This is a genomic window from Flavobacterium sp. N2038 (assembly GCF_025947185.1).
GTDB lineage: Bacteria > Bacteroidota > Bacteroidia > Flavobacteriales > Flavobacteriaceae > Flavobacterium.
Genome location: NZ_CP110001.1, coordinates 1,926,043 through 1,940,299, shown reverse-complemented (window position 1 = coordinate 1,940,299; position 14,257 = coordinate 1,926,043). Strand labels below are relative to the sequence as shown.

General features: G+C 33.9%; 8 protein-coding genes. 1 reads left to right on the top strand and 7 read right to left on the bottom strand.

Annotation, left to right across the window (positions count from 1 at the left end; all coding sequences use genetic code 11):
- Positions 1 to 331: 331 nt before the first annotated feature.
- Positions 332 to 1,450 (bottom strand): N-acetylglucosamine-6-phosphate deacetylase, encoded by a 1,119-nt coding sequence (gene nagA / locus OLM51_RS08855; protein ID WP_264553957.1) that lies wholly within the window; start codon positions 1,448 to 1,450, stop codon positions 332 to 334.
- Positions 1,451 to 1,815: 365 nt separating this feature from the next.
- Positions 1,816 to 3,681: a TonB-dependent receptor plug domain-containing protein gene (locus OLM51_RS08850; protein WP_264553956.1), complete on the bottom strand. Its 1,866-nt coding sequence runs from the start codon at positions 3,679 to 3,681 to the stop codon at positions 1,816 to 1,818.
- 15 nt (positions 3,682 to 3,696) lie between these two features.
- On the opposite strand from OLM51_RS08850, the gene OLM51_RS08845 reads away from it, so the two are divergent.
- On the top strand, positions 3,697 to 5,250 hold the full coding sequence (locus tag OLM51_RS08845) for a PLP-dependent aminotransferase family protein (protein ID WP_264553955.1): 1,554 nt from the start codon (positions 3,697 to 3,699) through the stop codon (positions 5,248 to 5,250).
- Between the two features lie 206 nt (positions 5,251 to 5,456).
- Here the strand turns inward: OLM51_RS08845 and OLM51_RS08840 are convergent, their stop codons facing one another.
- The 5 genes from OLM51_RS08840 to OLM51_RS08820 all read right to left on the bottom strand — a co-directional run bounded on the left by OLM51_RS08840 (position 5,457) and on the right by OLM51_RS08820 (position 14,227).
- Positions 5,457 to 7,502 carry a protein-disulfide reductase DsbD family protein gene (locus tag OLM51_RS08840; protein WP_264553954.1) on the bottom strand — a complete coding sequence of 682 codons (2,046 nt, stop codon included), beginning with the start codon at positions 7,500 to 7,502 and terminating at the stop codon, positions 5,457 to 5,459.
- Between the two features lie 144 nt (positions 7,503 to 7,646).
- On the bottom strand, positions 7,647 to 10,457 hold the full coding sequence (locus OLM51_RS08835; protein WP_264553953.1) for a M16 family metallopeptidase: 2,811 nt from the start codon (positions 10,455 to 10,457) through the stop codon (positions 7,647 to 7,649).
- Positions 10,458 to 10,467: 10 nt separating this feature from the next.
- On the bottom strand, positions 10,468 to 11,850 hold the full coding sequence (locus tag OLM51_RS08830) for a TlpA family protein disulfide reductase (RefSeq protein WP_264553952.1): 1,383 nt from the start codon (positions 11,848 to 11,850) through the stop codon (positions 10,468 to 10,470).
- 25 nt (positions 11,851 to 11,875) lie between these two features.
- Positions 11,876 to 13,348, bottom strand: coding sequence for a retropepsin-like aspartic protease (locus OLM51_RS08825; RefSeq protein ID WP_264553951.1), 1,473 nt, complete (start codon positions 13,346 to 13,348; stop codon positions 11,876 to 11,878).
- Between the two features lie 6 nt (positions 13,349 to 13,354).
- The gene (locus OLM51_RS08820; protein ID WP_264553950.1) at positions 13,355 to 14,227 is read right to left on the bottom strand and encodes a thioredoxin family protein; all 873 of its coding nucleotides are present in this window, start codon (positions 14,225 to 14,227) and stop codon (positions 13,355 to 13,357) included.
- Between the last annotated feature and the right edge of the window lie 30 nt (positions 14,228 to 14,257).

Sequence of the window (14,257 nt, the reverse complement as noted above, 5' to 3'; positions counted from 1 at the left end):
ACAAAACTATCAATAAGCCTGCAAAATGCAAGTCTATTGACAGAAAAGTTTTAATTTGGATGCTATTCAAAACAGGCTTTTTAAACCATTTCATTTTAAAACGATGTAGTTATAATTAACTCATTTTTGTCTTTATTATTTTAGTCCTTTAAAAATCAGTCTCATATATGATTCTGTTATTACGAAGAGTGCTCCAAAAAAAGTATACAAAGTCAAAGCCTCCGTGACAATAAAATAAGCGATCAAAAAGCTAAATATTAAGCAAAAAAAATCCAGTCTTTGATTTATCTACAGACTGGACAATTTTTTATTAATCATTTTACAAATAGGCTCAAGAAAAATTTAATGTTTCAATTTCAGATAAATTGGCATTGAACTGAACAAAACTGGCCGGAAAACCAGATTTAATTTTCCCTACTTTATTTTGCATCCCAATTGCCGAAGCAACTCTTGTGGTAGCCATCTTTACTGCTTCATCGGCTGAAACATTTAGATTATTATAGGCATTTTGTACTGCCTCTAACATTGATATTGTAGCTCCAGCCAGATTTCCATCTTCATTTCTATAAAATCCGTTTTCTAAATGAGCATCAAAATTATCCCATCTAAAATTGGTTACTTTTCTACCTAAAAATGTAGCATCGCTAATCAAAAAGAATTTCTCCTGTTTCAACTTATACGCCACTCTTGCAGCCGCATAATCACAATGGGCACCATCTAAAATAACGGGTGCATAAACATCTTCATTTTCAAAAACAGCTCCTACTAATCCAGGTTCACGATGACCAAATTGTGTCATGGCATTAAACAAATGCGTAACAAGATTAATTCCCTTTGAAAAATAAAACTGTGCATCTTTATGTGTAACCGTTGAATGTCCAATAGAAATAGTAATTCCGCTTTCAAGCAACATATTTAACTGTTCTTCTGTAAAACATTCCGGAGCGATCGTAATAACTTTTATAACATCTTTTCCTTTTCTGATTATTTCTTCAAGCTCTTCGTTGGTTGGCTTTCTAACCTGATCAATGCTATGCGCACCACGTCTTAGGGGATTTAAAAATGGTCCTTCCAAATGCATTCCGATAACACCATTTTGATGCTTTTTCATATAATCACGAACCGCTTCAATACCTTTTAAAATGGTTTCTCTTGAAGATGAAATTAAACACGGTAAAACATGCGTTGTACCATATTTCAAGCTGGCATCATAAATATCCTGAATAGTTTCTTCGTTTGGAGTCTGACTAAAATAATACTTTTCTCCTCCATTAATCTGAATATCTATAAATCCTGCTGCAAGATGCTTTCCTCTCAAATCAATTTGCTTAATATCATTTGGAATTTCTTTTTGTATCGAAATAATGACTCCGTTTTCAATTATTACGACTCCATTTTCAATTATGTCATCTCCCGTATGCACAATAGCATTGATAATTGCTTGTTTCATGTTTGAGTTTTATTTCTTTATATTTTTTTTCTGCTATATCCAGTATTTGAATTCTTTATGTGCAAAAGATAAATTTATAGAGACTAGCAAAATCTCTTTTTCAGTCAAATGTAAAGAGGAAGTTTCAATTAATTTTCCTTACAGATCAAATAATTTGATAGCGTAAGCTCTTTTTACTAAAACTATATTGCTCTTTAAATAAAAAAACATCTCTATATCGCAATACAGCCAAAAAGGGATTTAAAAACGGATAATATCACTCTGCAATTAAACGATTTTTTAAACTTCAGTAAAATTCTGAAAAAACAAAAAGCCTTTAAATATCACTATTTAAAGGCTTTTGAAATCTATTATTATTTTTTCAATTAAAAAGTAACAAATTTTACACCAGCGCTAAACCATCTTGCCGGTAAAGGGAAAGCCCCAACTTCGTAATAAGTTGTATTAAATATATTTTGAGCATCTACAAATACAGTGAATTTTTTAAGTCCCTGACTGATTCTAAAATCATTAATCCAGTACGAAGCTCCTGTAACTCTTTCGTTAAAACGAGTCGCCAACAAAACAGAAAAATCTTTATGTTGGTAATCGATCGTATTGGTTATCTGATGTTTTAATGATGAAATTAAATATTTTGAATAAGGCTCCGGACGTGTATCTTTAAACCTCGAATCCAGATAAGAATATCCAAGATAGAAACTCAGTTTAGAATCTTTTGATAAATCGATTCTGTATGTTCCGCGCATATTGATTCCGTTTGTAATCAAATCACCATAGTTTTGACTTTGCCACGGCACCGTAGTTACCATACGTGTCCAGTCAATGTAATTATTGATTTCTCTGTAGAAATAATTTACATTTAAGTTCAGTGCTTTTTTTGTGTATTTAAATCCTATTTCGCTCTGGAAAGCATTTTCTGAAGTTAAATCCGGATTACCAATATTTCCCGGGCGCTGATTCAGATATAAATCTGTAAAAGAAGGAATTCGTTGACTTGTTCCTAAATTTCCAACAATCTTCAAACTATTTGTCAATTCGTAACTAGCATCTAATCCCGGATAAATCTGCCATTTATAATCCGAATTATAGTTCAGATATGTTCCTAAATTTACATTAAGCTTTTCGAACAAATAGGTTCTGTATTCTGCATAAAGTCCAACATTATCACGATCATGATCTCCAATATTTGATGAATGAATGTTTTCATTTCTAAATTCTGCTCCAAAACCAATTTCACCTTTTTCAGTTTTTATCGATGAATTAAGTTCTGCTGCAATCGAATTAGTATAATGCTGACTTCTTCCAACTTTTAGATTATTATCTCCTAAGTATCTGTAATCATCATAATTATATCTGTATGTAACTCTCGGCATTATTTTCCATCTTTCGGTAATATGATGCTTAGACTGAATGTTGGCAAATGTTGTCTGCACAATTTCTGTAGAATTCTTATCGCCCGGAGCTGCATAAAAACCATTTGCACCAAAATCATTATTTACATAACCAACAGCTCCTAAAATTTCATTTGAATCGTTGATTTGTACATTTCCCTGATACAATATTTTATTGTTTTCAAATCCGGTATTATAACGATACCCATTACTTTTATCATGCGAAGCAAAAATCGAATGTTGCTGTTTTTCTTTTCCTAAAACAGCTCCAACCTGAACACCGCCTGCATAAAAAGTATCTCCCGTGTCTTGCGTATCTTTCTCAAAATTAGAACCGGCATAAGTACTCACTAATACTCCCGAATCTTTAGGTTTTTTAGTCACAATATTAATTGCTCCGGTTAAACTGTTAATTCCAAAAATTCTGGCAGCCGGACCACGCAAAACCTCAATTCTTTCGATTGCTTCTACCGGAAGTGGCAGATTAAGCATATTGTGAGCAGTTTGAGAGTCAATAATTTTTGCGCCGTTAAGCAAAACAACGGTTTGTTCAAAACTTCCGCCGTCTACACTTATATCGACTTGTCCACCAAACGGTCCTCTTTGCCTGATATCAACACCATTTGCGTATTGTAATACTTCCTGAAGCGTTTTTCCCGGTAGCTTTTTTATAGTTTCACTATTGATCACATAAACATTTCTGTTTTGTTTAGAAATTGGAGTGCTTAGTCTGTTTTCATTAATTATTACTTCATCAAACTCAATAATAGTATCCTTTTTGGTTTGAGAATACATATTAAAACAAATTAATATTAAGACAGCAAAATAGATTTTTTTCATTCTGGTTTAAAATTTTTGCAAAAGTACTATCTTGCCGTACTAATAAAGTATACCAGTTTTATAATTATGAGTGGTCCGGTTGAAATTCCTTTTAAAAGCTTTATTCAGTTAAAACCTGAAGAAAACACTGCAATTTATCTTCAGATCGTTTTTGAATTTATTAAAGCGATTCAGACCGGATTTCTTCCTGAAGGAACAAAACTACCGGGTACCCGCATATTATGTAAACTATTGTCTGTTAACAGAAACACGCTTATCAAGGCCTTTCAGGATCTGGAAGCTCAGGGCTGGATTGAAACATTACCTAATAAAGGCACTTTTATTTTATCGCAAAATAAAAAGAAAGGCAAATCAGAATTTACTCCAATCAGAGAATCCAGTTTGTCAATAGAAAGCAAAGGTTTTAGTTTTAAACAATCTACAATTCTCGAAAATCCTTTCGAAAACAGCGAACTTCCTTATCAATTCAATGACGGAATGCCTGATTTGAGATTGATTCAGAATGATATTTTGGCCAGATTGTATGTTTCTAAACTTAAACGGCAGAAAACTTCTAAAACCTACGAACAAATTCAGATGCAGTCTCATTTGAATTTTAAAACGCATTTCTCCAATTATCTGAATCTTACGCGAGGTATTCGAATTTCGACTTCGAACCTTCTCACTACAAGCAGTCATGAAATCAGTCTTTATCTGGTTACCAAAGTATTAATTGCTCCGGGAGATAAAGTTGTGGTAGCTTCTCCGGGTTATTTTATATCCAATATGACGTTAACGAGCACTGGCGCGCAGATTATTACGATACCTGTAGACCAGAACGGAATTGATACTAACAGACTGAAAAAAATTTGCGAAGAATCTGAAATCAGGGTTTTATATCTTACTTCCAATTTTCATTATCCAACAACAATTGGTTTAAGTGCCAAAAGAAGAATGGAAGTTCTGGAACTCGCTAATCAATACGGTTTTGTGATTCTGGAAGATGATTATGATTTTGATTTCCATTTTGATAATAACCCGGTTTTACCTTTGGCAGCTTTCGATACGAATCAGAAAGTGGTTTATATTGGCTCATTTGGAAAATCGCTTCCATTGGGATTTAGCTATGGTTTTGTTACCGCTCCACCGGACTTTATAAAAGAATTAGAAAAACACCAAAATATTCTGGAACCGGGAATTGATGTTCTAAAGGAACAAGTTCTGACAGAATGGATTAACGAAGGTGAAGTACACCGACTTTCAAAAAAGAATAAAAAAATATATAAAGAGCGCAGGGATTATTTTGTTGGTTTACTGAATGAAAAATTAGGGAGCCGAATTAAATTTAAAGTTCCGTTGCGCGGATTGGCTATCTGGATTGAATGGCTGGAAAACTTTAATCTTATAACCCTGCAGAAAGAATGTGCCGCAAACGGATTATTCCTGCCTAAAACTATTTTATACCAAACAAAAGATCTCACAGCGACCCGACTTGGATTTGGACATCTGGAGAAAGAAGAAATGGAAAAAGCGGTATCAATTTTATGTCAGTCTATTGATGCGATGAACATCAATAAAGATAAAATCTAATTTTTGATTCTGATTTTTTCCAATAAAAAAAGCGAAACAACTTCTTCGATTGTTCCGCTTTTCTTATTTCAATTAATTTAAGCACATAGAGACATCGCTTTTTGATCCTGAAAAACATTTCAAACACAGGCTATGCTTTTGTGTATTAAATCCTTTTTTTATGAAGGACATTCAATTTCTCCTGAATTTTTAAAAATTATTGATCTTTAAATATCTGCTTTAAAATTAGAAATTCCATTTTTTAACCAATCCAGATATTCTGTAACATCAGGATTATAGGCTGAAGTTTCGTTTAGTGGTTCTCCATTGTGATCAACTAATACATAAAAAGGCTGTGCATTTGTTTTATATTTTATGGTTTGAAATTCACTCCATTTCTGCCCAATATATTTTATTTTTTTACCTGTTAATTCAGAAACTTTTTGTTCATGTGAAGCCAATTCTCTTTTATCGTCAACATACAAAGAAATCAAAACTACTTCGCCTTTTAGAATTTTCTGCACCTTATCGTCAGACCAAACATTGTCTTCCATCTTGCGACAATTTACACAGGCATGTCCTGTAAAGTCAATCATAACCGGTTTCCCAATTTTTTTGGCATATTGCATTCCTAAATCATAATCGGTAAAGGCCATAATATCGTGAGGGCCAAGCTCTGCTCCTTCCGGCAGATTTTCTGTTATTTCACGTGATGCTGAATTACTTAATCCATTCGGAATTTCGCTATAATGCATTGGCGGCGGAAAACCGCTAATCATTTTCAATGGTGCGCCCCAAATTCCGGGAATGAGATAAATGGTAAAAGACAAAACCAAAACACCAAGTCCTAATCTTCCAACACTAATATTGGAAACCGGACTATCATGAGGCAACTGAATTTTCCCAAATAAATAAAAAGTCAATGTCCCGAAAATCGCAATCCAAATAGCCAAAAAAGTTTCTCTTTCCAGCCAGTGTAATTGCAAAACCAAATCGGCATTGGATAAAAATTTAAAAGCCAAAGCCATTTCCAGAAACCCTAAAAATACTTTAACCGAATTCAGCCAGCCACCCGATTTTGGCAGTGAATTTAACCAACCCGGAAATGCCGCAAATAAGGTAAAAGGCAATGCCAGAGCCAGAGAAAAACCAAACATTCCGACAAAAGGTGCAATTCCTCCACGCGAAGCAGCTTCAACAAGTAAAGTCCCAACAATTGGTCCCGTACAAGAAAATGAGACAATCGCCAAAGCCAAAGCCATGAATAATATTCCAACAATTCCGCCTTTATCTGCCTGCGAATCTACTTTGTTTGCCCACGCATTTGGAAGCATAATTTCGAATGCTCCTAAAAAAGAAAAGGCAAAAAACATTAAAAGCACAAAAAATACAAGGTTAAACCAAACATTCGTTGAAAGTGCGTTTAGAGAATCTGCACCAAAAACCCAGGTTACAATCGCACCCAAAAAGATATAAATAGCGATAATCGAAATTCCGTAAAAAACAGCTTTTCTAATCCCTTGTGATTTGGTTTTACTTTGCTTGGTAAAAAAACTTACCGTCATTGGAATCATCGGAAAAACACAAGGCGTTAACAAGGCTGCAAATCCGGAGAAAAAAGACAGTAAAAAAATCGCCCACAAACTTCTTGATTCCGTTTCCGGTTGCTGTTTTTTCAGCTCTTTCTTGCGCGTTTTTACAATTTCTGTCTGGATTATTTCCTCTGTTTTTTCTTTAACATCAGAAATCGAAGAATCGATTTCTGTTGCTTTAATTTCTTTCTTTACATTACTTTCAATTAAAGTTATCGCTTTGGCGGATGGGCTAACAGCAAACTCCAGTTCATCTGAACTTGGCGGAAGACAGTTTTCATCATTGCAAACCATAAACTCTACTTCTGTTTTGATTTTGAAAGGCTTAGCTGAAAGTATTTTTATGCGTTGTGAAAAAGTAGTTTCCTTCTCAAAGAACTTAATCTGCATTTTAAAAACCGGATCGTTGATCGTTTTTCCTTTTTCTTCTTTTACCTCCCCAATTAACTGAAATTCGGGCGTTTTTGTAAAGGTAAAACGGGTAGGAATCGGACCTCCATCTGAAACTTCCTGACTGTATAAATGCCAGCCCGATTCGATTATGGCTTTTGCCTGCAACTCGTATTCTGTATCGGAAATTTTCTCGATACTGGTTTTCCATTTTAACGGATTATAAATTTGAGCCTGTGTTATTACTGAAAACAACAACAAAAGACTCCCTAAAAATATGTTCTTGTTCATGGGTTAAATTTAAAAAAAAGAGGGCTGAATAGCAAAAAACAACCCTCCTGATAATCCGCTATAACAACTAATTTGCTTACTAACTCAAAATAATAATTGATAGGGAAAACAATTAAACTCTATTATAAAAAAAACTGATAAAATTTATTTTAATGGCTTGAAAACAACCTCCATAGCGTCGGCTTTACTTAAAAGTGAAGTGGCAAATTCCTGAATATCTTTTGCGGTAACGCTTTTTACAATATTTTCGTAAGTAGCAGGATCATTCATATTATAATCATTTTCAAAATAATTATAAATCAAATTCATACTGTAAGAATTGAAGTTTTTGCTGTCTTCTTTGGATTTAAGGTAATTCGTTCTCGTTTTTTCTACATCTTCTGCCGCGATTTCACCTTTTTTGATTTTATCAATTTCCTGATACACAATTGGCAGTAAGTGTTCTACTTTTTCTGCATCACAATCAAATAAAATCTGAAGGTTTGCTTTTGAAACCGGCAATTTATCAATACTGGCTTTTACCTGTGCACCATAAGTTCCGCCCTCTTTCTCACGCAGACTTTCTGTATAGCGCAACGTAAGAACATCAGACAAGAAAGAAACTAAGATTCTGTTTTTTTGTGTAAACGCACAATCTTTTACAAATGCAATACGAACCGAGCTTTTTGGTGTTTGCATTTTAATAAAAACATCTTGATCTATTTTGTTTGAAACCCATTTTGGAACATCGCTTTTAAATTTCTCTTTACGTTTAATCCCGTTTATACTGGCAATATATTTTTCCAGCAAGGGTTTTAAAACTTCTGGTGAAACATCTCCTACAATGTAAAACTCAAAATTAGATACATCTGCAAAACGATCCAGATAGAACGCTTTCATTTTATCAAAAGATAAATCGTCGATATATTTTTGATTAAACAGCTGTACTCTCGGGTTGTTTTTTCCATAAACTACCACAGATAAACTGTCTTCCATTTTTGCATTGATATCATTTGCTCTGTTTTTAAGCGAATTTTCTAATCTTTGTTTTAATAGCGCATACATCTGATTATCAAATCTTGGCTGTACAAAACGCAAATGAATCAATTGCATCATCGTTTCGATATCTTTTACATTTGCCGAACCCGAAACGGTTTCTTTAAGTGAACTGATGCTTACAGAAGAATTGGCAATTTTTCCTTTTAAAACTTTGTCTAAATCAACATTTGAAAGTTCTCCAACACCAGACATCATTGCCAAAGCTGTAGTGCGCCCGATTGATGGAAGATCTTGCGGCTCATACAATGAAGTTCCGCCAAAACTTTCGGCTTTAAGCTCTACTTCTTTTTTATTTTTATCGGCAAATTTGTAATGTACTTTTACACCATTGCTCAATACAAAAGTGGTAGCATCGATCGCCGTTTCTTTTTTCTCCGAAACAATTTTTCCAGAATTGATTTTCAGATTTCCTAAAAGTGTTTTTCCTTCAAAAGTGTCCACATAAGGCTGCAACGACGCATCGTTCTCTGCTTTCTGAATAGCAGCAAATGCTTTTTCCTGCGTTAAATTTTCTTCACCCTCTACACCAGTAACTGTTACAACACGGTTTTGCGAGGTGTATAATTTACTAATTTGTTCCTGAAGAATTTTGGTGTCAATATTTTTTAAAATGCTTTTTGTTATTTCAAATTCTGCATTAGGATCGGCAATAACTTCGTGATTTAGGTAATCATCTTTTACCATTCCGATGACATCCTTATGTGAAATCTCATTTATTTTTTCTAAATAATTTTCGTAGCCCGAAATGGTTTCAGTTACTGCTCTTTCGATTTCTCCTTTTGAAAAACCAAATTTATAAGCACGAACCCATTCTTTCATTACCATTGCAAACGCTTCTTCTTGTTTTCCCGGTTTTGGTGAAACAGATAAAACCCAGATATCGTTAAGACGAGAATAACTCTGATACCCAATTTGTGCGCCTTTAAACGGGCATTCTTGTTTTTGCGCCATTTCTCCCAGACGATTATTCAAAATAGAAAAAGCTATGCTACGTTGTGTAGATTTTTCTAAATCGGCATAAGTTCCGGTTGGTTTTTCAGAAACATGACGAATCATATAACTAATTCCCGAAGCTGAAATTTCCTTGTCTAAAGCCAGTTTAAAAGTTGGTTCTGCTCTTTCTGGAATAGCAATTTCAAAACGTTTTTTAGGATTTTGAGGTGCTGGAATATCAGCAAAAAGCTTTTTGATTTTTGCCTCAATTTCGTCCGCATTGATATCTCCAACAATTGCGATTGCCTGTAAATCGGGACGGTACCAATCTTTATAAAAATCTTTTAAAACCTGATATTTAAAATTCTTAACAATATCCATATCTCCAATTGGCATACGGTCTGCATACAGCGAATTGTTGTAATAATACGGCGCTAACTGATTGTAAATTCTTGCTCTTGCATTTTGTCTGGTACGCCATTCTTCGGTAATTACACCGCGTTCGGCATCGATTTCTTCATTTGTCAGAGACAAAAAGTTAGACCAGTCGTGCAAAACAAGCAAACAAGTATCTACTACTCCGCCATCTTTTGACGGAATATTGTCTAAATTGTAAACCGTTTCGTCTGTGCTAGTGTAAGCATTAATATTTTTTCCGAAAACGGCTCCTTGTTTCTGAAGCGTATTCAGAATGCCTTTTCCTTCAAAATTTTTGGTTCCGTTAAACGCCATATGTTCCAGAAAATGCGCTAAACCTTTCTGCTGATCGTTTTCTAAAATCGAACCTACATTTTGAATGATGTAATAACTTGCCGTATTTTTATTTACATCTGTCGGGTAAATATAATACGTCATACCGTTTGGCAAAACGCCTTTTTTTATTTTCTGATTGACTGCAATTGGGTCATTTGTCTTGTAATTCTGTGCGAATGTCAAGCTTCCGATAAAAAGCAGTAAAACTGATATTTTTTTGCTGTATTTCATAAAACTTATATTAACCTTTCAATAATTTATCCAGTTGTTCTCTCAACTCAGGATTAGATGGACGCAAAGCATCGGTGTTGATAATGTTACCTTTAGTATCGAACAATAAAAATCTCGGAATCGCATTTACTTCATAATTTTTAGCGACATCAGAATTGAAATCTTTATCGGCCATTAACTGAATTCCTTTTAATTGCTCTTTAGTAACAAAATCTTTCCATTTTTGTGCATCTTTTGATTTATCTAACGAAAGACTTACGAATACAATATTTTTTCCGTGATAATCTTCTTCAATTTTTTTCATGTGAGGAATTTCAGCTTTACAAGGTCCACACCAGGTTGCCCATAAATCAATGTAAACAAATTTTCCTTTGAAATCAGAAAATGAAACCGGTTTATCATTTATGTCATTATATGAAAAATTTAATCCTTTCTGACCTACGTTTTTATGCAATACTTTTTCGTATTCAACTAAAAATGTTTTACTGGCATCAGAAATCATATAAGGTTTTATACTTGGTGCTACTTTTTCATATTCTTCAATTTTCATTCTTGACGTTGCAACTTCTTCACGAAGGTACACATCCTTTAAAGCTGGATCAGTAATATGATTTAATGTTTCAACAATATCTAAACGCTTTGGAACTGCGGCTCCGCTTACACTTATATAAAAGAAATAATTTGACATTAAAGTGACACCGTTATGTAATTTTAACAAATCCGGATCTGTAAACTTTTTATCTGTCTGCCACGTTTTTATAACTGCAGGACGATCGTCTTTATCCGGAAATGCAGTTCTAGGTAATCTAAAAAAAGTATAAGTCGATTCTTCAACATCTGTTGCTACTGCCAATTTTAATAACTTATTGAAATTAGCATCTTTTGTATTTATTGATTTTGAAAATTCATTTGCTTTTGCTACACCTTTATCAAGCCAAGGATAAAATTGTACATAAGTTACATTTCCTCCAAGTCTTGCAAATGGTGCAAATTCATTGTAAATTTCGTTTGCTTTCTGAACCAGAACATTCTGACCCACATTTTTTCCGCTCAAAACATAATGTTCTTTGTTGATAACCAAATTGATATCCAATTTTGGTTCTAAATACAAACGAATTAACTGAGTTCTTCCCTTAAATTGTCCGTAATCTACATAATAGAAGCCAGACGCTGAAACTGGTATCATAAAGCCAAATTCCCCCAGAGTATTGACTTTAGCAGTTGCAGCAACCGCTGGCTTTCCCTCTTCAACATTATAAAGTGTAACTTCTTTTGCTATAAAATCCGGAATCGAAACTGTTCCTTTAATTACTGCATATTCTGAAATGCTGGAAGCAAAACTCATTTGAACCGCAATAAAGGTCAAAATGAAATAAAAAATGTGTTTTTTCATAATAGTTATTTGTTTTTTGATTGTTTTAAATTGTAATGCGCATTGACTGATCCTCTTGTTCAATAATCAGGTCTTTACTTTCTTTATTCTCTTTTAGTTTTTTAAGATTTTCCGGTTTCAATAAATCTTTGGCTTCAAAATCATTAATCTGTGTAACTTTTGCACCGGTTTTGACTTTCTTCAAATCTTCGTTTTCCTGATCTAAAATTCGTTTTACTATAAGATTCTGGTTTTCATCAAAATCCAAATTAAGTCCGGCGATATAAAATGAAGATCTCTTTTTAAAGTTTTTATTGGGTTCCAAATAAACGGTCTTATGGAGTACATCTATTGTAAAATTGAAGCGTTTTATTAAATCAATTCCCAAAGATCCATCTGCAAAAGCCCAGTTTTTATTGGCTTCGTCATATTCCTGAACCGCAATTGTTACATCTGGAAAATTATTTCCGTTAATAGCAACATTTGGTATTGCGCCTCCCACAATTTTAGTTTGTTTTCCTAAGCTGTAATTGACAGATGTATATTCGTTTTTTAAACTGGTTTCCAGATTATTTTTGTGATTAAAAGGGCCGTAAGCAATTAGATCATAACCAGCGCCGGTATCAAAAGTAAAATTGCCTTCGACTGTTTTTTTATCTTCAAAAGTCAGATTCATTTGTACTACCGGAAGTCCCGATTTATAATCAAAAACTAATGGTTTTGCTTTTCCCCAATAATTGAAATTTCCAAAATTGTACAAGTCAATTGTCATGGTGTCAAAATTGACAGACGTGATATAATTACGCAGCAAATTGGCGCCAAATAATCCGTCATAAACGCCATGTTTTGGAAAAATGACCAAGCCTTGATTTTTTAAAACCTGATCGCCAATATAAATCGTATTATCTGCCGAATACTGCACTTGCTGACTTCCGCCAACCACAGATGCCGATTTACTTTTAGTAACCACAACTCCTGCTTTATAAGCACTGTCCGGATTTAGAGCCATTCCGTCTGCGCCCGTATCAAAAAGCATTAAAAATTCTCTGTTTGCTTTGTTTAATTTTATTTTGATGGCGATTCCGTTCTCTACAATTTCAAACGGAATGCTGGCCATTTTTTTTACCTCAGCATTTCGATCTACTCTGTATAATCCGTCAAAAAAAGTAACATAGCGTATTTTGTTTTCTTTATTGAAGACTATTTGAGTGGGTTTCTTTTCTTTTCCTTTGAAACAAAAATCAGCCGAAACAAAAGTTTCATTTTTAATAGTCACTGATTTTCCCATTTGGATAGAATCTAAAACCGGAAAAGCATTAAAAATAGCGTTTAAGTAAAATTCATTTGAAGAAGAATCTCCGGCTCCAACATTAAATTCTGGCGCCAGAAGATTTTTTATATCATTATAATTTTTATTTTGAAAGGCTTTTTCGAAAGATTCAATAGATTTTTGAACGCCGTTTTGAGCGCAAACTGAATATCCAAAAATCATTATTGAAAATAAGAATATCTTTTTCATTTCAGATTACTTTTGTAAAGTATAGGGATTAGTTACCACTTTTTCTACGCCAAAATCTTTCAATAAAATACCCTCAAATTTTGTCCAGTCTTCTGCAGAATAAAGCGGTTTCATTTCTTCAAGTAATTTTTTGAAACCCGCTAAATCCTTCGTTTTTTCAAAGTCTTTTTTCTTGCGCTGTAAAATGGTAAACACATGATTAGAAACGCTTCCGGAACCGTAGTCTTTATAAAGTTGTTTTGCATTCTTTAAATAAAAATCATCGTATTGACGTCCGATTCTTAAACCACTTATGATAACGAATGGAACTTCGGCAGTTAGTGAAGGCTGTGCTTTTAAATAGGCATCGGCAGTTTCAAAAGAAACATTCCTTTTTCCGTTCAGATAAGCCTCTTTGTAAAAATCGGGATACTCTTTTTCCTCAATTTTCGTACTATACTTTTTGAAAAGCCCTTTTTTAGCTGCTTCTTTTGCATTTTGCAGTAAGGCTGTAAATTGCGCTGCGTTTTGAAAACCGCCTTCAGTATCAATTACTTTTCCATCTGCACTCATAAATAAAAAAGTCGGAAATCCGGTAACGCCATACTTCATACATAATTTTTTACCGATTTCTTCTTTAAGAATATCAGATTTGAAAGTGACAAAATCAGCACTTAAAACAGTGGCCACTTTAGGATCCGGAAATACCTCTTTGTCCATTTGTGCACACGGCATACAACCCGTAAAATACAAATCGACAAAGATTAATTTTTTCTCCGTTTGGGCTTGTTTTTTGGCCAATTCCCAACTTTCATCAGTTGATTGTGTCTGTGCTTTTAAGACAATAGAAGGACAGGCAAGCAGCAAAACTGCACTTGCGATTTTAAAAAAACGTTTCATAAAATGTGGTTTTTAAGAAACCGAATGAAG

What these genes read in the sequence shown, in the direction of transcription:
- OLM51_RS08825 (WP_264553951.1), bottom strand. Translation starts at nt 13,348, where the DNA reads ATGAAAAAGATATTCTTATTTTCAATAATGATTTTTGGATATTCAGTT.
- OLM51_RS08830 (WP_264553952.1), bottom strand. Translation starts at nt 11,850, where the DNA reads ATGAAAAAACACATTTTTTATTTCATTTTGACCTTTATTGCGGTTCAA.
- OLM51_RS08850 (WP_264553956.1), bottom strand. Translation starts at nt 3,681, where the DNA reads ATGAAAAAAATCTATTTTGCTGTCTTAATATTAATTTGTTTTAATATG.
- nagA (WP_264553957.1), bottom strand. Translation starts at nt 1,450, where the DNA reads ATGAAACAAGCAATTATCAATGCTATTGTGCATACGGGAGATGACATA.
- OLM51_RS08840 (WP_264553954.1), bottom strand. Translation starts at nt 7,502, where the DNA reads ATGAACAAGAACATATTTTTAGGGAGTCTTTTGTTGTTGTTTTCAGTA.
- OLM51_RS08835 (WP_264553953.1), bottom strand. Translation starts at nt 10,457, where the DNA reads ATGAAATACAGCAAAAAAATATCAGTTTTACTGCTTTTTATCGGAAGC.
- OLM51_RS08820 (WP_264553950.1), bottom strand. Translation starts at nt 14,227, where the DNA reads ATGAAACGTTTTTTTAAAATCGCAAGTGCAGTTTTGCTGCTTGCCTGT.